This is a genomic window from Clostridioides sp. ES-S-0048-02, assembly GCF_020658495.1.
Lineage (GTDB): Bacteria > Bacillota > Clostridia > Peptostreptococcales > Peptostreptococcaceae > Clostridioides.
The window spans coordinates 17976-41801 of sequence record NZ_JACVWH010000001.1 but is presented as its reverse complement, the minus strand read 5'-3'; the positions used below and the strand labels follow the sequence as shown (position 1 = coordinate 41801).

Sequence of the window (23826 nt, the reverse complement as noted above, 5' to 3'; positions counted from 1 at the left end):
AATAAGACTTTATTACTACCTTTATAAAATTTTATTATTTTTTACTAATTGCATATTGAAAAATTTTTGATATTATATTAAACTAACATTAAAATTAATTAAAACTGCTGTAGGAGGCTTAAAATGTTTGAAAAAATAAAAGAAATAATAGCAGAACAATTAGGGTTAGACAATTTAGATGAAATAACTATGGAAGCATCTTTAATGGAAGATTTAGAAGCTGATTCATTAGATGCTGTTGAGATTATAATGGCTCTTGAAGATGAATTTGGTATAGAAATACCAGATGAGGAAGCTGAAAACTTTAAATGTATTGGTGATATATGTAAATATATCGAAGAAAATAAATAACATCATTTTGTCTACAAATATAAATAGTCTGTGTATACTTCTACTTAATATTTCTATTAGAAGTTTACACAGACTAATCTACATTTTATTTATAACTATATTAACTATACATTTCTTCTAACTTAATTTATATCCAATCATATAAATTACTCAAATTAAGATTACTTTTCTTCATAAAATGTTACATTCTTTATTACTATATCTATAGTTCCATCTTGATTTTGCTTTACAGTATATTTCATTGGGTCTTCAAAATCAGTTAGGTTCCCTTTTATATCAAAGCCATTATCAGTTTTTATACTTCTCTTTTTGAGCTTTTTCTCAACCCATTTTTTATCTATGCTAAAACCTTCATCAAGACCTTTTTCTTCCATATGCTCTTTAAAACTACCTTTTAATTCTTCATCCTTAATTGAATTATCAACAAAATCATTTATATCAATTTCATGTTTTTCTTTTAATGTATAATTTAATATACTTCTTACATCTTCTGCTTGTTTTATATCATTACTAAGAGCATTAGTTATCCAATTTTCGGCTGTATTTTTAAATACTTTTGTCTTATACTTATCATCATCTATTTTTTTAGCATGCAAAAATTCTGTTACAAACTTTGATTCTGAACCCTCTTTTTCTGCATCTTTGTCTAAGAGTCTTAGATGAAACTCATCATTCATTCCACTTAATCCAATTAAAGCTCCTTGTTTTTGTCTTAAAGTTTCTGGAATACCAATTTCATTTGATACCATTTGAATATTAAATTTATCATCTACAAACTCAATTGAATGAGTATACAATTTTTTATAATCTAATTTCAATATAGCAACACTCTTTTCATCTTTTACAGTATACAAGCAAATTGCCAAATCACAAGATTCTAATGCTACATTAATCTTCATAACATCAAACAGATAAGATGCTATTTCTTTAGAGTTTTTTAAAAATGAACTTTCATCATATATTATTTGTTCACAACAATTTTTAATTAAATTGTCATTATAATCTTTAAAAATCCCTTTTCTTAAATCTTCATCCTTTGAAATTCTCTTTATTGCTTTTTGAAAAAATCCATCTACTTCTTGATTAACTTTACCTTCAAAATCATTTAATATTGGAACATCACTATTCTTATCCAAAACATGTATTATAAATTTATGTATTATCATATATATCACCCCATCTATCTTAATTTCGATATTAACTCTTGCATATCCTTTGGTATATCTGTTTTAAATTTTAAAATTTCTTTTGTTCTTGGTTGTTCAAACTCTAAGCTATATGCATGAAGAGCTTGCCTATTTATAAGATTTCCATCTATATAACCATATAACTCATCACCTATTATTCCATGACCTATATGAGCCATATGAACCCTTATTTGATGTGTTCTACCAGTTTCTAGCTTTACTTCTAGTACAGTTGCATTTTTTAATCTTTCTACTACTTTATAATGAGTAACAGATGCTTGCCCTCTTTCATCTATTACTCTCTTTATTGAATCCTCTTCAGGTCTATAAATTGGTTCATTTATAGTTCCCTCATCTTCATCTATAATCCCATTCACTACTGTTATATATGTTTTTTCAACTTTGTTTTCACTCATTGATGTAGACAAAGTATGGTGGGCATAAGCATTTTTTGCTACTATAACAAGTCCTGAAGTGTTCATATCAAGTCTATTTACAAATCGTATTTTTACATTTTCTTTATGCTTCTCTATATAATAACTAATACCATTTGCTATTGTATTATCATAGTGACTTTTAGTTGGATGAACTACCATAAATGGTGGCTTATTTACCATAATTATATCAAAATCATCATATATTATTTGTAAATTTAAATCTTGTGGCTCAAAATTTGCTTTTTCTTCTTCTATTTTTACCTCTATTAAATCCCCACGAGACACTTTTAAACTTGGCTTTTTATATACACCATTTACTAATACACTTTTTTCTCTTTTCATTTTTGATAGTGACCTAACCGAAAAATTTAGCTTGTCCAGCAAAACTTCTTTTAGAGTCATTTCTTCTTCATTTGTATAGGATATAAGATTATATTTTTGATTTTCTTTTTTAAACAAACTTTTACCTACTTTCTTTTATATCTTCAAAACCATGATATTATATATTTTACACTATTTTTGTTTAATAGATAATAATTATTTTTTAACCATAAAAACCTGTAAGAATAACAAATAGTTACTCTTACAGGTTAAGTTCATGGTTAAATGTTTAATTTTTAAAAATTATAATCTAAAACTATCTTTTAACTATTAAAGTAGTTCCCATTCCACCACCTATACAAAGTGTAGCTAAACCAGTTTTAGCATCTCTTCTCTTCATTTCATATAAAAGTGTAGTAAGTATTCTTGCTCCTGAGCATCCTATTGGATGTCCTATAGCTATTGCTCCACCGTTAACATTAACTTTAGCCATATCTATGTTTAAATCTTTTACTACGGCTATAGATTGAGCAGCAAATGCTTCATTAGCTTCAACTAAATCTATATCTTCAATAGTCATATTAGCAGCTTCTAAAGCTTTTTTAGTTGCTGGAACTGGTCCATAACCCATTATTGTAGGGTCAACACCAGCTGTTCCATAAGAAACTATAGTTGCAAGAGGTTCTATTCCTAATTCTTCAGCTTTTTCTTTAGCCATTACTACTAACATAGCAGCACCATCATTGATTCCTGATGCATTACCAGCAGTAACTGTTCCATCTTTTTTAAATGCAGGTCTTAATTTAGCAAGTTTTTCTATTGTAGTACCAGGTTTAATATACTCATCTTTGTCTACTACAGTGTCACCTTTTCTTCCTTTTATAACCACTGGAACTATTTCTTCGTCAAATTTTCCTTCAGCTTGAGCTTTTTCAGCTTTATTTTGACTTGCAAGGGCTAATTCATCTTGTTCTTCTCTAGTTATATTCCATTGCTCTGCTATATTTTCAGCAGTTATACCCATGTGATAGTTATTGAATATGTCTGATAATCCATCTTTTATCATTGAATCAACAAAAGCAGTATCACCCATTCTTGCACCATATCTAGCACTTGGTACTAAATAAGGAGACATACTCATGTTTTCAGCTCCACCAACTAGCATTATATCAGCGTCCCCTAATGCTATAAGTTGAGATGCCATTGAAACAGATCTTAATCCAGAACCACAAACTATATTTATAGTCATAGCTGGTTTTTCTACTGGTATTCCTGCACCTAATGCTATTTGTCTTGCTATATTTTGACCAAGACCTGCTGTAAGTACTCCTCCTAAAAGTGATTCATCTATCATATCTGGAGTTATATTAGCTCTTTTTATAGCTTCTTTAGCTGCTGTTATACCTAAGTCTACTGCTGAAACTGATTTAAATGCTCCTCCAAAACTTCCTACTGCTGTTCTAGCTGCACTGGCAATTACTACTTCTCTCATATTCATTACCCCCATTAAATTAGATTTTTATCAGATTTTTGAGATTGTTTTTTTTTAGACAATATCAGTTAAATTTTTTAGATTTCAGTTCTTATTTATTATAATCATAGAATCCTATTTTAGTTTTTCTTCCTAATTGATTAGCTCTAACCATTTTAGCTAAAAGTGGATGAGGTCTATATTTAGTGTCTCCAAATTCAGTGTATAAAACGTTCATTATAGCTAAAACAACATCTAATCCTATTAAATCACCTAATGCTAAAGGTCCCATTGGATGGTTTGCACCTAGTTTCATAGCTTCATCTATTTCTTCTTTACTTGCAACGCCATCTGCATATATACCAACAGCTTCATTTATCATAGGTATAAGTATTCTGTTTACTACAAATCCAGGAGATTCAGATACATCTACTGGTACTTTATTGATACTCTTAGATAATTCAAATACTGTATCAAAAGTAACTTTTGATGTTAATTGACCGCTTATAACTTCAACTAATTTCATCATAGGAACTGGATTGAAGAAATGCATTCCTATAACTTTATCTGCTCTATTAGTAGAAGAAGCTATTTCTGTTATAGATAATGATGAAGTATTTGTTGCTAAAATAGTATCGTCTTTACATAACTCATCTAATAATTTAAAAACATCTTTCTTTATGTTCATATCTTCTACAGATGCTTCTATTATTAAGTCCATGTCTTTCAAATCTTCATAGTTAGTAGTTGAACTAACATGACTTAATATTTCTGCTTTTGTAGCTTCGTCCATTTTTCCTTTAGTAACCAATTTAGTTAAATTTTTATCTAATAAGCCTAAACATTTATCTATAGCACCTTGAGTTCTACTCTTTAAACATACATCATGACCACAACTTGCAAAAGTTTGTACAATACCACTTCCCATAGTTCCACTACCTATTACAGCTAATTTCATAGTTATAACCTCCTGTTATTTTAGTATTTATATTCTGTTAACTAGATTAAAGTATTTATTCAATCTAGTTAACAGCAAATATATTTTTAATTAGATTTGTTTATCCTTTTATAAAGTTAGCTTCTCTTTTTTCAATAAAAGCTGACATTCCTTCTTTTTGGTCTTTAGTTGAAAAACAAAGTCCAAAGAAATTAGATTCTATATCTATTCCAGTATCTATATCAGTTTGAGCACCAAGTTGTATAGCTTCTTTAGAGTATCTAACTGCAAGTTGAGCATTTTTAGCTATTGTTTTAGCTAGTTTTTCAACTTCTTCCATTAAAGCTTCTGGCTCGACAACTTTATTTACTAGCCCTATTTTTTCAGCTTCATCAGCTTTTATAACTTGACCTGTAAAGATTAATTCTTTTGCTTTTGCCAGTCCAACCAGTCTTGTAAGTCTTTGAGTTCCTCCATACCCTGGAGTTATTCCAAGAGTTACTTCTGGTTGCCCAAATTTAGCTTTAGCAGATGCAATTCTTATATCACAAGCCATTGCTAGTTCGCATCCTCCACCTAAAGCAAATCCATTTACAGCTGCTATTATTACTTTTTTACTATCTTCTATTTCTCTAAAAGCTTTAGCTCCTAGAAGACTAAAATCTTTAGCAGCTACGGCATCTAAATCTTTCATATATGCAATATCTGCTCCAGCTACAAATGCTTTTCCTTCCCCTGTCAGTATTACTACATCAATAGTTTCATCATTATTAATATCAGCAAATACTTCATAAAGTTCTTCTAAAGTTTTTGAATTTATTGCATTAAGGGCTTTAGGTCTATTCATTTTCACTGTACATATATTTTCATTTACTTCAACAGCTATATTCTCATAAACTTTAACATCGCTTGTACTCATAATACCCTCCCCAAGAAATTAGTTAGCTAAAACTTCACCTTTTTCTTTTGCAACACTTAATTGACTTATAAGTTCTGGAAGTACTTTGTGAACATCTCCAACTATACCAACATCAGCATATTTAAATATTGGAGCTTCTGGATTTTTGTTTATAGCAACTATAAACTCAGCATCTTCCATACCAGCTATATGTTGTATTGCTCCAGATATACCACATGCTATATAAAGGTCTGGTCTTACAGTTTTACCAGTTTGACCAACTTGTCTTGCTTTATCTAACCATCCTGCATCTATAGTTGCACGAGAACCAGAAACTTCTCCACCTATAACTTCAGCTAATTCATAAAGTATATCTAAATTTTCTTTTCCGCCCATTCCACGTCCAGCAGAAACTAATATTTTAGCATCTTCTATTTTAACTTGTTTTTTAGCTTCTTTTATTATTTCTACAACTTGAACTAATTTGTCAGCCTCAGTAAATTCTACTTTAAAACGATTAATTACAGCTTCTCTAGTTTCATCAACTTCATTTTTCTTCATAACGCCTGGTCTAACTGTAGACATTTGAGGTCTGAAATCTTTGCAAACTATTGTTGCCATTATATTTCCACCAAAAGCAGGTCTTGTCATTAATAATAATTTTGTATCTTCAGCTACTGCAAGTCCTGTACAGTCAGCAGTAAGTCCTGTATGTACTCTAGCAGATACTCTAGGTGCTAAATCTCTACCTATTGAAGTTGCTCCAAATAATACAACTATTGGGTCCGCTGCTTTTATTGCTTCATATGCAGCCTTTGTATATGGTTCAGTTGTATACACTGCTAAAGCTTCATCATCTACTACTATTACTTCATCAGCTCCATAATGTGCTAATGTATCTATTAAATCTTCTACCTTACTACCTAAAAGTAATGCAGAAACTTTTGTATCATAATCTTTGGCTATTTCTGTTGCCTTTCCTAATAATTCTAAAGAAACAGTTTGAATTACATTTTCTCTTTGTTCTATTACTACTAAAACATTACCCATTCTTTATCCCCCCTTAATTATATGATATATTTTTCTTTTAATTTATCTATAATAATTCCAGCTGATGCTTTTGCATCTTCGTTGTATATTGTACCAGCTGGTTTAACTGATTTCGTAAATGATTTAAATACGCTAGTTGGAGAACCTTTTAGACCTAAGTTAGAAGGGTCAACTTCTATATCTTTTACAGTCCAAGTTTCTACTACATCATTTTCAAAAGAATCATATATTCTTCCAACCTTCATGTATCTTGGTGTGTTCATATCTTTAAGAGTTGTTATAAGGCATGGCATTTTAACTTTTAAGTCATGACAACAATCTTCAAATTGTCTTTTTACTAAAACATATTCGCCTTCAGTTTTTATTTCTTCAGCATATGTTATTGATGGAAGTTTTAAATGTTCAGCTATTTGAGGTCCAACTTGTGCAGTATCACCATCTATAGCCTGTCTTCCAGCTATTATAATATCAAAATCTATATTTTTTAATGCTCCTGCTAATGCTGATGAAGTTGCCCAAGTATCAGCACCTGCAAAGGCTCTATCTGTTAATAATATTCCTCTATCTGCACCCATTGCTAAAGCTTCTTTTAAAGCCATATCTGCTTGAGGAGGTCCCATTGTTATTACAGTTACATGAGCTCCCATTTCTTCTTTTAATCTTATCGCTTCTTCTAAACCTGCTTTATCATCAGGGTTTATTATACTTGGTACTCCATCTCTAATTAAAGTACCTGTATTAGGATCTAGTTTAACTTCTGTTGTATCTGGAACTTGTTTTATACAAACGACTATCTTCATAAATCCTTCCTCCATATCTATTTTAATATCGACCTATTGTGTATATTTTAATATCTCTATTTTAATAATTTTCCTGAAATAACCATTCTTTGAACTTCACTAGTTCCTTCATATATTTCAGTTATCTTAGCATCTCTCATCATTCTTTCTACTGGATAATCACGAGTGTATCCATATCCACCATGAAGTTGTACAGCTTTTGTAGTAACTTCCATAGCTGTTTCTGCTGCAAATAATTTTGCCATTGCTGCTTCTACTCCATAAGGTTTTCCTAAGTCTTTATTTATAGCTGCTTGATATACAAGATGTCTAGCCGCTTGTATTCTAACTTCCATATCAGCTAATTGGAATTGTGTATTTTGGAATTTTGATAGTGGTCTACCAAACTGTACTCTTTCTTTTACATATTTAACTGTTTCATCAAGAGCACCTTGTGCTAAACCTAAAGCTTGTGCTGCAATACCAATTCTACCACCATCAAGAGTAGACATTGCTATCTTAAATCCTTGGCCTTCTTTTCCAAGTAAATTTTCTTTAGGTATTCTACAATCTTCAAATATTAATTCACTAGTAGCTGAACCTCTTATACCCATTTTCTTTTCTTTAACACCAAAGCTAAATCCAGGAGTTCCTTTTTCAACTATAAATGCTGAAATTCCTCTATTACCCTTAGATTTATCAGTCATTGCCATTACTACATATATGTCACCAGCTATTGCATTTGTTATAAATATTTTTGAGCCATTAAGTATGTATTCATCTCCATCTAAAACAGCAGTAGTTTGTTGTCCAGACGCATCTGTACCAGCATTAGGTTCAGTAAGACCAAATGCTCCTAATTTTTCACCACTTGCTAATGGTCTTAAGAATTTTTGTTTTTGTTCTTCATTACCATATTGATATATAGGCCATGAACCAAGAGATGTATGAGCTGATAATATAACTCCTGTAGTTCCACAAACTCTAGACAATTCTTCAACAGCCATTATATAACCTACAGTGTCTCCACCTTCTCCACCATACTCTTTTGGATACGGTATACCCATCATTCCTGCCTTTGCCATTTTTTCCACTGTTTCATAAGGAAATCTTTCTTCTTCATCAAGCTCTGTTGCTAAAGGTTTAACTTCATTTTCAGCGAAGCTTACATATAACTCTTTAAGCATCTGATATTTTTTAGAATTTAAATCCATAATAGCCTCCTCAGTATTTTATAAATATTTTATTTTCATTTATTAATTAAAATCTCGGCAACATCTATAATAAAGTATTTGAGTATACGTCGAGAAATTTATAACCTTAATTAAAGTCCGCCCTATATTTATATGCAATTATATTAACCGATTATGACATTAATTTAATTATAAATTGTTAATTTAAAGTCAACTGTTCTTAAAAAAAATCTCGCTTTTTGGAATTTTGTGAAATTTCAAGCTAGAATAAGACTTCTCTCACAATGGTTATAGATAAAATAATTTGTTTATGATGTTCATTCTAGGGTATATCAATAGTAAATGTTATGTATATTAGTATTTCAACCCATATATAAATTTTTTCTATCATATCAAAATTATTTTAATAGAGCTAAATAATCATATTTTTTCGTGATTATTTTTGTTTTTTAAATATCTTACATTTATAATAGTATCACTCAAAGGATAATTTTTCAATAATTTCTAATTATTTTTTTAACAATATTTACTACATTTTTTCCATTTTTTTGTCATTTTTTTATTATTTTGAAGAAAAATCAGAATTTTTTAACTTTTTTTTGGATTATTAGTTTAAATTAGATTTTTCTCTTAGATTTATAAATATTTTCCACATAAAAATATCCCCACACAGACTGTATACAGGGATATTTTTTTACTAATTTTCATTATATTTTTTACCAATTTTTACAAACATCTACCCATTTCTCACACTTAGAAAATTTCTCCATTTCATCACATGTAAGTTCTATTGCTGAATTACTGCTACCACATGCAGGAAATACTGTATCAAATCTCTTCATTGAATCATCTAGATATACTTTTAAAGGATTTTTTAAACCAAATGGACAAACACCACCAATAGCATGTCCAGTAAAATCTAGAACTTCTTCTGGTGCTAACATTTTAGCTTTACAACTAAACTCATCCTTGTATTTTTTATTATCAATCTTAGCATCTCCAGCTGTAACAATTAAAATTGCATCCTCTCCTATTTTAAATGAAAGAGTCTTAGCGATTCTAGCTGGAATAACTCCTGCTGCTTCTGCCGCAAGTTCTACAGTAGCACTAGATTGTTCAAACTCTAGTATGCTATCTTCCCTTCCAAATTCTTTAAAATACTCTCTTACATTGCTTATTGACATTGAACACCCTCCTAGCCTGAATATTTATAAATTTCATACTATTTTAATTATATATGCAATAACTTTATTTTTCAATTTTTTCAAATTACTCCATAACATTAGAATTCCATACATCATTATTTTTTCTAACTACTAGATATAAACCTTTTGCGATAGGCATTTCCACAGTAAATTCGCCCTTATATTCTACACTCATACCAGAGTCATTAAAATACCTGTAGTCAAAGTTTAACCCCTTTGGAATCACAAAATCGACATAACCTTGATTATTCGACTTTATCCCATAGTTTAAGGTTTTTTCAGTTATAGAATTTTTTTCATTAAACAAATCTATATTTACATAATAAGAGCATTTATTCTCTCCTTTTTTACTCTCAATACAATTCTCAAATCTCATTTTTGCACTGTTTAATCTATATCTGTATTTACTATTATTACTTATTTTGAATCTTATAACAGTACCAATTTCTTCGCTTCTTCTGCTATCAAAATCAAAAACAATTTCCTCTAAATGATTTATTTCATAATCTTTGACACTTACCATATCTCTATATGCTAATTTATTTATAGCTATGAATAGTGTAAAAACTCCCAAAATAAAAATTGAAACTTTTATAAACTTATTCATTTCTAATCTCCTTATATTTTACGCTATAATATTAATTAAAAACTTTTATAATTAAACTTATTTTTTTTTGAAATCTTAATAGAAAAATACATAGATATTATAAAAATCATTATAGTCAAAAATGTAATACTATATAGATTTATATATCTAGTATTAGTCATATCAGTAATATAATTTGAAAGGTATACGCCTCCTACCTTACTATAATTAACATGCTTTACTTGATATACTATCATACTAACCATTCTTAAAATACTCCCATATACAAAATAAACTAAAATACTTATTATTAATCCACAAATTTTCATTTTGCCATATCCAAATTTAAAAAATAAAGGAAGTACTATTGATAAAATTGCTAAAAATATATTTATAGAAAAGAACACATCATTTAAAACCATGCTTCTAAAAAACACTAATGATGTCAATTTACTTATTAAAGATGCAATTGTTGTTATAAAAATTATTAATCCCACACCTAATAAATACTTTGAATACACTATATCTTCAATACTAACTGGCATACTTCTTATAAATATTCTTGAATCACTTTCATAATCACATTCAAATGTATTTACAAAAATCAAATAACTTATGACAACACTTACAGTATAATACGAAATTGAATTAAGGAAAAAATAAAAAATAAAAAATAGCAATATGTACTTCAAATTACGAATCCCATCTGAACTAACTCCTACTATTAAATCTTTTCTTATCAAATTGAACATTATTTCACCTCATTTACATAATAATACATTAGTTCTTCTATAGTAGGATTTTTAACTTTATGTTTATCAATTTCTATCAATAAGCTTTTTACTTTTAAGCTATCTCCAACTTTTAGTAGTGCTTCACTATAATATTTATACTCTTTTACACCCACTATATTTTCTTTAATTTCGTCTAATTCTGCTTTATTTGCCCTAATTATTTTATATTCCTGCTCTATCATATCTTTCTTTATTGTAAAAATTTGATTTCCTTTATTTACAAAAATAAGATAATCCGCAATCCTAATTAAATTATCAGTATTGTGAGTTGAAATTATTACACTACTACTTCCATTTTTCACAAAATCTTTTAGATACTGCATTATTTCTTTTCTTACAATTGGGTCTATTCCAGCGGTTGGTTCATCCAAAATAAGTAGTTTTGCATTATGGCTAAGTGCATTTGCTAGCATAAGCTTCTCAGATTGTCCTTTGGATAAATTCTTAATATGTATATTTTCTTCTATTTCAAATTTTTCAAGATATTCATCAAATCTTTCTCTATCAAAATTACTATAAAATAAAGATACTATTCTTCTAAACTCTTTCACCTTCAAATGCGGATAAAATTGTAAAGAATCATATACAAAACCAATATTGTTTTTAAAACTTACTGGAGAGTTGTCAATTGTTTCATTACAAAGTTCAATTTCACCTTCATCAGCATCAATAATCCCCATTATAATTTTTATTAAAGTTGTCTTTCCAGAACCATTTGGTCCTATAACTCCAATAATCTCTCCTTCTTTTAATTCCAAGTTTATATTATTTAATTTAAATTTACCTAATTTTTTTGTGATATTTTTTACCTTAAACACGTCTTCACCTCTTATGTAATTTTTTATACCCCCTATACATATTTTAACACATTCACAACAAGCTAGGTCATTTATAAATTTATAAATTAAGAGTTATAAAACTATGTTATAATACAAAGTATGAAGAGGTGAATATATGAAAAGAATTATAACTATAAATGCAAACCAATTAAATAAGTCCCTTGAGACTAAAGAACTCTTAACTAGAAAACTTGTCAACGCTGGCTTTGAGGTGTATTCAGATATTTATCCAGATACAGAACTTATTATATCAATTGGCGGTGATGGCTCTTTTTTAAGAACAGTTAGAGATTTCGATTTTCCTGAAATTCCCATAATGGGTATAAATACAGGACATCTGGGATTTTTTCCTGATATTTTACCAGATAAGATTGATAGCTTTATTGAAGCTTATATAAAAAAGGATTATATTATTCAAGAAATGTCACTTCTTAATGCTGAAGTATATACAACTACTAGCGGCTCTAACATGCTTGCTGTAAATGAAGTTGTTATAAGAGGAGACAAGTCTAGAACTATACATCTTAATCTAAGCCTTGATGATAAACATATACAAAATTTTAGTGGAGATGGTATGATTATTTCTACTTCCACAGGTTCAACCGCCTACAACTATTCTGCTGGTGGTAGTATTGTTGATATAAAACTTGAACTTATGCAGATTACACCTTTACATCCAATAAACACTAATGCATATAGATGTTTTACATCAAGTATAATATGTTCAAATGAATCTGTTATAAAAATTGCACCAGAATACAGATTTGAAGATTCATTATTGATTGTTGTTGATGGTGTTGAACACAGATTTAGACAAATTGAAAATATAAAAGTTAGCATGTCTGATGCAAAAATAAAATTACTTAGGATGTCAAATTACGAATTTTGGCATAGAGTATCTGAAAAATTTTTATAGACTGCACTTAGGAGGATTTTAATATGAAAATAGGAATAATGAGTGATACTCATGGTAGTTTACTTTACTTTGAAAAAGCATTAAATGTATTATCTGATTGTGATATTCTTTTACATGGAGGAGATGTATTATATCATGGTCCTAGAAATGATATTCCAGAAGGATATAACCCTAAAAAATTTATTGAAGTATTAAACAAATTAGAAAATATTATAATTGTTAAAGGTAACTGTGATGCAGATGTCGACCAGATGGTAATAGAACATCCTATTCAAAGTCCTTATGTCATAAGCCAATTTGGAGAAATTAGGATTATATTAAATCATGGTTATACAGAAACAGAAGAAGAAATTATTGATAAATCAAAGAAAATGGGTGCTGACATATTAGTTTTAGGACATACTCATGTAAAGAAACTATATATGGATGACAATTTAATAGTTATAAACCCTGGAAGTACTTCTATCCCCAAAGATGGAAGCCATTCTGTAGCAATTATAGATATTATAAAAACTGATGATGAAGATGAACTTGAACTTGATATCAATTTAATCGATATTAATACTGGAAATATAATCAACATTAACTAAATGTAGTATTCCATAAGAATGTATTAAAAACGTTAAAGGCTAATACTTAAAACATATAGAGTAAATTTAATTACAAAAGTAAAATATATTATAAAAAGACACTTTACACTAAAGTGTCTTTTCTATTCTATATCATCATAAAACTGTATAACAACATACGATATTGTAAAGTATCACAAAATTTCTACTAATTATGTTTTAAATAACTTCATCTGTATAACCTACAATATTATAAAGTGTATATTTGCACAAAAACAAGTAAACTAGGCTATTTGCAACTTAATTAGAATTTCAAATACATTAATTCAAACTTCTAATTAAACATAACTTAGTTTACTTGTCTCTATTATATAATATTGCTAATTGATAAAACTACTGTAATCCTAATGCTTCTGTATAAGGATTACTATTTTTTCCTCCACCAACTTGTACAAACTTATTTGCTTTTACTTTCTTTATAAAACTTTGTTGCCCATTACTTAAACTTCCACTTGCAAGAATGACAGGCGATTTTGTTTTTGCTGCCAATACTCCAGCAGCAAGCCCATCAACTAAATCAGCTTCTCTACCACTTCCATCCTTTGCAAAATACATATTACTAACCTTACTTAATTTTCCATAAAATTTTTCTAAAACTTTAGCATTTGTGTCTTTTCTATCTGTTCCAGCTAGTCTTTCTGAATTTACTAGTTGTCCCTCAAGTTTTTTGCTTATATTATATTCTCCACCTATTATGTATGTCTCATTTGAATTTTGTGTTATAAAACTTTTAGCCTCACTTCGTATACTATCTTTACTTGCATATATTATAGCCATATTATCACTTGCAGCTGGACTTGATATAGAAGTTGCATCTGCTAGACCATTATAGCCATTAACTACTGCTATTTTTGAAACGCCTAAATCTCCTGTATCATCCAATTGTTTAGTAAGAAGCAAAGAAGTTTCTTCTCTATCTGCTCCTCCAATTCTGCTTACTAAAACACCTGTATCTTCAAGATATTTTTTTACATTTGATGAAATTGCTCCTTCACTTCCAATTAAAATAATTTCTTCAGGATTAAGTCTTGTTATCTCATCTGCTACATTTTCTGGTACATTATTTTTATTAGTAAGTAGTATTGGAGCATCCAATTTGCTTGCCAAAGGAGTTGAAGCTAGTGCATCTGGTAATGAATTTGAATTTACTAGAAAAACCCTCTCTGAGCCATTATTCCATCCACTTTGAGATATTTTTATAGCTGTATCAAATCTATCTTCCCCAATTAACTTTTCTCCCTTTGGAGATTTTCTGTTTTGAATATAGCTATTCATATTTTCCTGCGAATTTTGATTCTTGCTAGTTGTATCTGCATATACACAGCTAGGCATTACAAGCCCTAATACAAGTGCAAATACCATTATTTTTTTAGATTTAATTTTCAATATAATTCCCCCTTATTTAAAATATTAATACTTATAGACACTCTGCAATACTTATTTATACCCCAAAGTAAATATAATTACCTTTTATCAAGATAATTATAAAATAGCTACATCATCTTAAATACAAAACAAACTTATAATCCATTTGTTTCATAAAGAATGATATAGCTATTATAACTTTAAACTCTTAATTTTTGAATACTTTTTAACTAAACTCTTTCAGCATATTTTTCAGCTATTCTTATAATTAATTTAGTAGCTTTCTCCATAGAACTAACTGGAATACATTCATTTTTACCATGGAAGTTTAATCCTCCCGTAAATATATTTGGACAAGGTAGTCCTTCAAATGATAGTCTTGCACCATCAGTACCACCTCTTACAGGAACTAAACGTGGCTTTATGCCTACTTCTTCCATTGCCTCTTTGGCTATATCAACGATGAACATAACTGGCTCAATCTTTTCTTTCATATTATAATAAGAATCTTTTAAGTCTAGTTCCACTCTATTATCATATTTCTTATTTATTTTTTCTATATTTTCTATCAATATAGATTTTCTTTGTTCAAATTTTTCTCTACAATGGTCTCTAATAATATAAGCCATGCTTACAGTTTCAACATTTCCATTTATAGTATTTAGATGCCAAAAGCCTTCATAACCTTCTGTTGTTTCTGGTCTTTCATCCGCTGGGAACATTTCTGATATTTCAGCTGCTATATGTATAGCATTGACCATTTTATTCTTAGCTGAACCTGGATGAACGTTTCTACCATGTATAGTAATAGTTGCATTTGCTGCATTGAAGTTTTCACATTCAAGTTCTCCAACTACTCCTCCGTCTAAAGTATATGCATATTTTGCTCCAAATTTTTTAACATCAAATAGATTTGCACCTCTTCCAATTTCCTCATCAGGTGTAAATCCTATTTTTATATCTCCATGCTTAATTTCAGGATGATTGATTAAGTATTCTATTGCAGTTACTATTTCGGCTATTCCAGCTTTATCATCAGAACCAAGCAAAGTTGTTCCATCAGTAACTATTAAATCATCTCCTTTAAATTCTACTAATTCTGGAGAATCTTTTATATAGGTAACAACATTTAATTCTTCATTTAAAACTATATCTTTTCCATCATAATTTTTTATTATTCTTGGTTTAATATCTTTTCCACTTATATCTTCAATTGTATCCAAGTGTGATATAAACCCTATAGTATCTACACCTTCAACATTTCCTTTTAAAGTAGCCATTACATAACTGTTTTCATCTAAACTTACTTCATCAATACCAATTGATTTTAACTCTTCAACTATATATTCAGCTAAAACTCTTTGACCTTCTGAAGATGGACAATTTTCACATTGAGAATTCGATGTTGTATCAAATGATACATACTTTAAAAATCTTTCTACTACTTTTTGCTTCATGAATATACCTTCTTTCTTACAATATTAATGGAATTTTTATTTATTAGTGAATAAAATTTTACTACAAAAATATATTAATTATTTATAGTTAAAAGATATCCACCTTCTTAAGTATATCATGCATACATACCAAACCCAAACAAAAAATTACTCCTATTATTCCCTTTACCTGAATTCCAATAAAAATTGCAGCCAGTGTTGCTAATGGATTTAACCCAACATTTACTGATACTAATTTAGGTTCAAGTATTTCTCTTATCAGAGACAAAACAAAAAATATTATAGTCATACTTACAGCTATAAAATAATTTTTTATAAGAAAATAGTACACGATTATTGGAAGGTATATTGTTATTATTCCTAAAAATGGAATTAAGTCCATTAAAGCTCCTACAAAAGCTACTATAAGACCATATTTCAATCCAAATATAGCAAAACTTCCCCATATAGTAAAAAAAGTTATAGCCATAAGTATTGTATAAGCTCTTATATACCCTACAAGAGAAAGACCTGCTTCCTTCTTTACATTCTTTACCTTTTTTCTTACATCACTAGTAAACATATTATAAAAATTATTTTCAATTTTATCTAAATCTTTTGCTATAAAATATGTAGCAATAAACAAAGTAATTATAAATATTATAATATATGGAATAGAAGTAGCCAGTCCAATTATACTTGTAAGGAGATTTTTTGTAATATGCATTACTTCATTACTAAACTTACTTACTAATTGTTCTATATCAAAGTTAGCTATTTCTTGAAATGATTTCATATAGTTATTTACTTTATTTAAAAAATACATAATTGTATTGCTTATATCTTCAGGGTTAGCAGATATATTATTTAGGAATCTCATTAATTCTTTCACTGAATTTATTGCTATTATTGTAGTAACTGTACTTACTACTGCTACTGCAAGAAAACTCAAAACTAATGTAGATACACCCTTATTGATGCTAAACTTATTTTCTAATTTTTGGGATATAGGATTAATCATAAGAGCTATTATTCCACCTAAAAAAAATGGAGCTATGTATGGAAACGCTTTATAAATAAAAATAAACAACAATGTGTATATACAAAAAAAGATAGTGTTATTTTTTAATTTGTATAAAAAATCATTTTCTAATATATTCATCTTAAAAATCTCCTTCCTTCTAATTTATATTTCTATTTTGTCCATTTAATACTAGTTTTATTTGAATATAAAATAAAAATAAGTGCATTAAATATAGAATTTAAATTCTACATTCAATGCACTTATAATAAATTTAAGAACATTATTACATCATGTATATATTCTTATTTTTTTTATTCTGTTTTTTTCTATACTTTCTATACAAAATCTTATATTATCAACTTCAATTACTTCATTTTCTTCTGGCAGTCTGCTTAAATGTCCAATTATAAACCCACCTATAGAATCAAATTCTTCAGATTCTAAGTTTACACCTATAAGTTCATTGACATCACCAATTTTAGTACTTCCATCTACAATATACTCATCTTCTTTTATAACTTGTATTTCATCTTCTTCTTCATCATATTCATCTTCTATATCACCAACAATTACTTCTACTAAATCTTCTATAGTCAAAAGCCCAGATGTCCCACCATATTCATCTACGACTATAGCCATTTGACTTTTTTCAAGTTTCATCTCTTCAAGAAGCTGTGTTATCTTTTTAAACTCATATGTGAAAAATGGTTCTCTCATATAATTTTTAATATCAAATGACTCTATTTCCTCATCTGATAAAAATATAATATCTTTTATATTAAGTATTCCTATAATATCATCTACAGTTTCTTCATATACAGGCATTCTACTTAGTTTTTCTTCTTTAAATACTTGTATGATTTCATCGTAACTATCTTCCATATCTATAGCTACCATATCTATTCTCTGTATCATTGCATTTTTAGCTTGCATATCTCCAAATTCAAATACATTATTTATGATTTCTCTTTCTTCCATTTCAAGGACGCCTTCTTCATGGCTTACATTTACCATAGTTTTTAATTCCTCTTCAGTTATAAATGACTTGGCTCCTTTATGTGTTATACCAAACAATTTAAATATAACATTCGTAATTATATTAAATACCCATACTACTGGTCTTAATACAAATATAATTACTCTTATAGGCTTAGATACCAAAAGAGAAACCTTTTCTGAGTTACTTGCTGCTATAGTCTTTGGAGTAATTTCACCAAATATTAACACTAGTACTGTCATAACAGCTGTAGCAATTGCTACTCCTTTTTCTCCCATCAACCCTATAAACAGTGACGTTGATATGGATGTTGCTGCTATATTTACAACATTATTTCCAACTAATATAGAACTTAAAAGTTTATTTGGGCTTTCTATTAATGAACTTACTAACTTAGCTCCTTTGACTCCTTCATCTTGCATATATCTTATTCTGATTTTACTTAAAGACATTAAAGCTGTCTCTGATGCTGAGAAAAATGCAGACCCCATAAGTAATACTACTAAAATTATAATCTGGACCAAACTATTGGGCGATTCCAACACTTACCACACTCCTACTTACTTGTTTTTTTATATTGACATTAATTATAAATAAATTTAATATTAGTTTTAATTATATCACAATTATATATTTTTTGGAAATGTTAGATAATATATTCAATTAACATATTGTTTCTAACTGTATTCAATTTTTACTTTTGAACCTACACCAGCTTCACTTGATGAAACCAATAACTTAACAGGAACCCTATTTTTAAGTTCTTCGACATGACTTATTATACCCACACTTAGATTATTACTATGCAATCTTTCCAATGATTCTATAACAATCTCCAAAAGTTCACTGTCCAATGAACCAAATCCTTCATCTAAGAAGAAGAATTCAAGCGGTGCACTTCCTTTTAATTGTATTTGAGATGAAAGAGCAAGTGCTAATGATAGTGAAGTTAAAAATGTCTCTCCTCCAGATAGAGTATCAATACTTCTTCTTTCTCCTCCATTAAAATTATCTCTCATTACAAAATTGAGTGTTGAGTCAATTTCAAGTGCATATCTTCCTTTAGTTATTCCTTCTAGTCTTTTTGATGCTTCTAAAGCTATATACTTTAGTTGATTTGTAGAGACATATTCTACAAATTTATTTCCTTGTATACATTTATCTAATTCTTCTAACAAATCTACTTTATGTTCAACCAATCTAAGTTCCTTATTAAAATCATTTATCTTATCTAAAGAATCTTTTAATGTTAGCAACCTATTTTGATTAGCTCCAATGTCTTTGGATATATTTCCTATTTCTACTTTCATATTATAAATATTATCTTTTAATTGTTCAAAGTATTCTTTTTTAATAATTCTTCCATTTAATTTTTCTTTTGATGATTTTATTTTAAATGATAATAACTTTTGTTCTTCTTCATATTCTAATATTTCTTCAATCAATTTTTTTACTTCTTCACTTTCTAATAACGCTCTTTTTACTGCGTATATACTTTCAAACTTATTTTCTGCTAGCAGTTTATTTAATATTATTTTTTGTTCTTTATATTGTTCTTTAGCAGTTTTAAGTCTTCCATCTATATTGTGCTTTTCAGCAAGATTTTTTTCATATTCTGACCTTTGTTCTTCTAGCTTTACTTTACTAGACTCTTCTTGTTCTAGTATCTTGCATATACGTTCTTCAACACTATGTAAAAGATTTTCAGCTAAATCACCTTTTGTTATGTTAATTACTTCTTTATACTTACTGTCTCTATTCACTTTTTTTTCTACATATAACTCTCTAGCTTTTATTAACTCTAATTCTATTTCATGTAACTTACTTTCTTGTTCTCTTATTTTAATATCTAATAAATCTCTGTTTTTTAATAAGTTTGAGTATCCAGTATTTAATAATTCTAATTTTTTTTCATTTTCTCTTATTTCTTCTACTTTTGATGATAGATTTGAGACTTTAGTAATTGTTTTTAATCCTAAATACTCTTGTTTTAATTTCTTACATTTATGTTCCAGGTTTTCAATTTCGATATTTAAGTCTTTTATTAATTTCTTATAGTTATTCAGACTTTCATTTATCTTTAATTCTTCTTTTTCAATTCTATTTTTTTCTTCTTTTGCCAATGTTATTTTATTTTCGGTGCTTTCCTTCTCTTTTTCCCACTCTTGAATATTAGACTTAAGTACAGCTAATTTTCTTTGTTCATCATCAAGTCTTTTAAATAATTGACTTGATGGAATTTCCCCAAGCTTTCCTTTTACATCTTCCAATTCTTTAGTTTTCATTTTTTCTACAGACACATAACCACTTACTTTAGAATTTAATTCTTCAATATTGTGTCTTATGCTTACTTTTTCTTTTTCCAATTTATCCAATTTGTCTTTGACAAAAACTATATTTTCATCATAATTAGTTATATTATGATTTTCATGGTGCTTTGAACCACAAACTGGGCATGGCACATTTTCTTTTAATTCACGTCTAAGTTCAGAAGCCAAATTCAAGTATTTCAGTTCTTCCAACTCTTTCTCAAGGTCTTCTCTATTTTTTCTATTATTCTCAAGCTTTTCATTTACTAGACTTAGCTCTCTCTCAATATTAAATTTCTTTTCTAAAACTACCTTTAATTCATCTTGTATATTATTTTTCTTACTTTCATTTTCTTTGGTATTATTTGCCTTATTTCTTAATTCAGTTACATATTCAGATTTTAAAAGCAAATCTTCACTTTTACCAGGACATTTCTTAAGAAGAACATCTAAATGAAGAGACAAACTTTCTAGGTTATGGTTGATATCATTTTTATCTCTATCAATATATCTAACTTTTAAATTTATATCTTCTGTATCCTTAGATATTTCTCCTAGCTTATTTATTTTTTGAGTTTTCTCTTCTAGTACTTTATTATAATCTTTCTCATATTCATATGCTAAAAATATTTTTTGTTTTAATTCTGCACTTATATTTACTTTATCTATTTTTCCTTCAACTTCTTTTACAGACTTAATAACTGCTTCTTTTCTAGATTCAGAATCTTTTTTTAGTTTTTCTAACTCCATTTTGTTTTTACTTAAATCAAGGCCATTTTCTTTTAATTCTTTTAATTCCTTATCTAGTAAAACTAATTCTTCTTCTAGTTTTATTGCTTGTTGTAACTTTATTTTTTCCTCACTTAACTTAGGAACTTCTTCATTTTTAATTCGACTTATTTTTTCATATCTATGCTTTGTAACTTCAAGTTCTTGATTTAAAATTACTAATTTTTTATCTAAATTATCTACTGTGAAACTGTCCTCTTTTATTCTTTTTTCTAAATTTTGAACTGTGCCTATATATGGGTCCACTCTTCTTGCATTATTATCATTTTCTACAAGATTAGTTTTTTCTTTTATCTCATTGCTTTTTAGATTAAGTTCATTTTTTCTAAGCTCATTTTTCTCTAGTTTCAATTGTTCCTCATATATTACTTTACTCTCTTCATAAGATTTTTGAGCTAAATCTAAAGTTTTATTTTTATCTTTTTCTAGTTTTTTTAACTCTATTAGTTCTTGATTGATATTATTATACACTTCTTCTGTAATTCCATCGTATTGACTTAATTTTGATTTCAAGTCTTTTAACTTTTGCAAATGTAAATTTTTTCTCTTTTTTACCTTATCTCCAAGACTTCTTCCATACTTTTCAAGATTGAAAATTCTCTCTAACATGTCTCTTCTATCTGCACGTGATAATCTCAAAAACTCATTGAATTTGTCTTGTGGTAAAACTACTGACCTCGTAAAATCGTTTGATGTTAGTCCTACAACTTGAGCCACTTTTTCATTTACTTCAACAACTTTATCAGCCAAAACATTTTTTGTATTATCATTTAACACCTCTACTAATCTAGCGCCAGAAGTTTTTGTTCCTGTTTTACTTCTTACAATAGTTCTATCTACAATGTATCTTCTTCTTGTATTTTTGCTTCCTATCTCAAATTCATATGATATAATTGCTTTGTCACATACACTGTTTATATATTCTTTTGTATTTCTAGATATATTTCCATACATAGCAATGGTTATGGCATCTAAAATTGTAGATTTCCCACTTCCAGTAGTCCCAAATATTCCAAACAAACCTCTTTCAATTAGCTTTTCAAAGTCTATAACTTGTTTATCAATATAACTATTAAGTCCAGTCAGTTCTAATCTAATTGGTCTCATCTGTTGATTCACCTTCTTCACTTATTATATCTAGAAATAAATCCATAAGTTCTCCTTTTGGTTCTACTCCTCTACTAAAGGAATAAAATTCTTTGAATAATTCTGCCATAGACTTTTCTTTTATATCTACACTTTCTTGTTCATAACAAGATGTTATTATCGGTTTTATCTCTATTATGTCTTTTAATAATTCTTTCATTTTTTTAATTTCACTTTGAGATATTATCTCATCAGTATTTATTTCAAAGTATGACCAAATATCTCTACCTTGATTTTTCTCACATATATCTAAAGCTTCATCTATACCATTACATTTAAATACTTCTATTGGCTTGTAATTATTAAAATAAATTTCCTCGATATTTGGTTTTTCTCCTGCTTTTATATCCACTATATACGCACCTTTAGTATATGCTCTTTCATCTTTGCTGTATTGAAGCGGAGAACCAGAATAATATGCATTTAAACGTTCAGAAGCTTTTTGTTGTTTGTGCAAATGTCCTAATGCAGTATATTGAGCTTTTTCTGGTAAGTCTTTTTTTTCAACCAGAAAGCTTCCCCCTAGTTGTATTGGTCTCTCTGATTCTGTACTCTCTCCACCTATTACAAATATATGTGATACTGCTATATTTATAGTATCGCTTCTAAAATTTTCTCCTAAACTTCTAAATATATCACCTACTTTTTCAGAGTAAGTCTTTTGCTTTTCCAAATCATCTTCACTTGAAAAAACCTCATTTAATCTTTTTTCACTTGGATAAGGTAATGTAGCAATTACAACACTTTCTCCATTTATATTTAGTGTTGTGCATCCTTGTACAGCCTCTATTATTTCAAACTTTTCATACTTAGCTCTTTCTGTAGAACTTGATGGATAACCAAATATAAGTATACCCTGTTCATGTGCTAAAGGTGTTATTGCAGAAAGTCTCTCTGGATTATCATGATTCCCAGAAATTATTATTACACATCTTTGTCCATTATTAGCAAGTCTTGAAACAGTTCTATAAAACAGTTTTTCTGCTTGAGCTGGTGGATTAGAATTATCATATATATCACCAGCAATTATTACCATATCAACTTCATTTGATTCTACTATTTGTATGAAGTCCTCACAAAATTTTGCCTGCTCTTCAATTCTAGAGTGGCCTTCTAGGTATTTCCCTAAATGCCAATCTGATGTATGAATGAATCTCATTTTTTCCC

The 23826-nt window shown here is 28.4% G+C and carries 21 protein-coding genes; 3 read left to right on the top strand and 18 right to left on the bottom strand.

Annotation, left to right across the window (positions count from 1 at the left end):
* Positions 1-123 precede the first annotated feature (123 nt).
* The gene (gene acpP, locus IC173_RS00160; RefSeq protein WP_227434025.1) at positions 124-351 is read left to right on the top strand and encodes an acyl carrier protein; all 228 of its coding nucleotides are present in this window, start codon (positions 124-126) and stop codon (positions 349-351) included.
* 161 nt (positions 352-512) lie between these two features.
* Here the strand turns inward: acpP and IC173_RS00155 are convergent, their stop codons facing one another.
* From IC173_RS00155 to IC173_RS00100, 12 genes are all read right to left on the bottom strand, one after another.
* Positions 513-1517, bottom strand: a complete 1005-nt coding sequence (locus IC173_RS00155) for a nucleoid-associated protein (RefSeq protein ID WP_227834685.1) — start codon at positions 1515-1517, stop codon at positions 513-515.
* A 14-nt stretch (positions 1518-1531) separates the two neighbouring features.
* A complete protein-coding gene (locus IC173_RS00150; protein WP_227482164.1) occupies positions 1532-2434 on the bottom strand; it encodes an RluA family pseudouridine synthase in 903 nt (300 codons plus the stop codon).
* Between the two features lie 178 nt (positions 2435-2612).
* A complete protein-coding gene (locus IC173_RS00145) occupies positions 2613-3788 on the bottom strand; it encodes an acetyl-CoA C-acetyltransferase (protein ID WP_227434022.1) in 1176 nt (391 codons plus the stop codon).
* A 91-nt stretch (positions 3789-3879) separates the two neighbouring features.
* On the bottom strand, positions 3880-4725 hold the full coding sequence (locus tag IC173_RS00140) for a 3-hydroxybutyryl-CoA dehydrogenase (RefSeq protein ID WP_227482163.1): 846 nt from the start codon (positions 4723-4725) through the stop codon (positions 3880-3882).
* A 100-nt stretch (positions 4726-4825) separates the two neighbouring features.
* Positions 4826-5623 (bottom strand): enoyl-CoA hydratase-related protein, encoded by a 798-nt coding sequence (locus tag IC173_RS00135; protein WP_227434020.1) that lies wholly within the window; start codon positions 5621-5623, stop codon positions 4826-4828.
* A gap of 18 nt (positions 5624-5641) precedes the next feature.
* Positions 5642-6652 (bottom strand): electron transfer flavoprotein subunit alpha/FixB family protein, encoded by a 1011-nt coding sequence (locus IC173_RS00130; protein ID WP_227434019.1) that lies wholly within the window; start codon positions 6650-6652, stop codon positions 5642-5644.
* Between the two features lie 17 nt (positions 6653-6669).
* Positions 6670-7452: an electron transfer flavoprotein subunit beta/FixA family protein gene (locus IC173_RS00125; protein ID WP_227434018.1), complete on the bottom strand. Its 783-nt coding sequence runs from the start codon at positions 7450-7452 to the stop codon at positions 6670-6672.
* Positions 7453-7508: 56 nt separating this feature from the next.
* Positions 7509-8645, bottom strand: coding sequence for an acyl-CoA dehydrogenase (locus IC173_RS00120; protein ID WP_227434017.1), 1137 nt, complete (start codon positions 8643-8645; stop codon positions 7509-7511).
* A 695-nt stretch (positions 8646-9340) separates the two neighbouring features.
* Complete coding sequence (locus IC173_RS00115; RefSeq protein WP_227434016.1) at positions 9341-9808, bottom strand: YbaK/EbsC family protein; 468 nt, start codon at positions 9806-9808, stop codon at positions 9341-9343.
* An 85-nt stretch (positions 9809-9893) separates the two neighbouring features.
* Positions 9894-10436, bottom strand: coding sequence for a hypothetical protein (locus IC173_RS00110; protein WP_227434015.1), 543 nt, complete (start codon positions 10434-10436; stop codon positions 9894-9896).
* A 35-nt stretch (positions 10437-10471) separates the two neighbouring features.
* The gene (locus tag IC173_RS00105) at positions 10472-11167 is read right to left on the bottom strand and encodes an ABC-2 transporter permease (protein ID WP_227434014.1); all 696 of its coding nucleotides are present in this window, start codon (positions 11165-11167) and stop codon (positions 10472-10474) included.
* Positions 11167-12027: an ABC transporter ATP-binding protein gene (locus IC173_RS00100; protein WP_227434013.1), complete on the bottom strand. Its 861-nt coding sequence runs from the start codon at positions 12025-12027 to the stop codon at positions 11167-11169. Before IC173_RS00100 ends, IC173_RS00105 begins: the two co-directional genes overlap by 1 nt.
* 136 nt (positions 12028-12163) lie before the next feature.
* Between IC173_RS00100 and IC173_RS00095 the strand changes: the two genes are divergently transcribed.
* Together IC173_RS00095 and yfcE are read left to right on the top strand one after the other, a co-directional pair.
* Positions 12164-12964, top strand: coding sequence for an NAD(+)/NADH kinase (locus IC173_RS00095; RefSeq protein ID WP_227434012.1), 801 nt, complete (start codon positions 12164-12166; stop codon positions 12962-12964).
* A 23-nt stretch (positions 12965-12987) separates the two neighbouring features.
* Positions 12988-13554, top strand: a complete 567-nt coding sequence (gene yfcE / locus IC173_RS00090) for a phosphodiesterase (RefSeq protein WP_227854998.1) — start codon at positions 12988-12990, stop codon at positions 13552-13554.
* 372 nt (positions 13555-13926) lie between these two features.
* Here yfcE and IC173_RS00085 read toward each other — a convergent pair whose 3' ends face one another.
* The 6 genes from IC173_RS00085 to IC173_RS00060 all read right to left on the bottom strand — a co-directional run bounded on the left by IC173_RS00085 (position 13927) and on the right by IC173_RS00060 (position 23818).
* Entirely contained in the window at positions 13927-14979 is a 1053-nt protein-coding gene (locus IC173_RS00085; protein WP_227482159.1) for a cell wall-binding repeat-containing protein, read from the bottom strand.
* A gap of 209 nt (positions 14980-15188) precedes the next feature.
* Positions 15189-16415, bottom strand: a complete 1227-nt coding sequence (gene pepT / locus IC173_RS00080) for a peptidase T (protein ID WP_227434009.1) — start codon at positions 16413-16415, stop codon at positions 15189-15191.
* 88 nt (positions 16416-16503) lie between these two features.
* A complete protein-coding gene (ytvI, locus tag IC173_RS00075) occupies positions 16504-17556 on the bottom strand; it encodes a sporulation integral membrane protein YtvI (RefSeq protein WP_227434008.1) in 1053 nt (350 codons plus the stop codon).
* 150 nt (positions 17557-17706) lie between these two features.
* Positions 17707-18960, bottom strand: coding sequence for an HlyC/CorC family transporter (locus IC173_RS00070; protein WP_227482158.1), 1254 nt, complete (start codon positions 18958-18960; stop codon positions 17707-17709).
* 132 nt (positions 18961-19092) lie between these two features.
* Complete coding sequence (locus IC173_RS00065) at positions 19093-22620, bottom strand: AAA family ATPase (RefSeq protein WP_227834688.1); 3528 nt, start codon at positions 22618-22620, stop codon at positions 19093-19095.
* Positions 22607-23818 carry an exonuclease SbcCD subunit D C-terminal domain-containing protein gene (locus IC173_RS00060; protein ID WP_227854997.1) on the bottom strand — a complete coding sequence of 404 codons (1212 nt, stop codon included), beginning with the start codon at positions 23816-23818 and terminating at the stop codon, positions 22607-22609. Before IC173_RS00060 ends, IC173_RS00065 begins: the two co-directional genes overlap by 14 nt.
* Positions 23819-23826 lie beyond the last annotated feature (8 nt).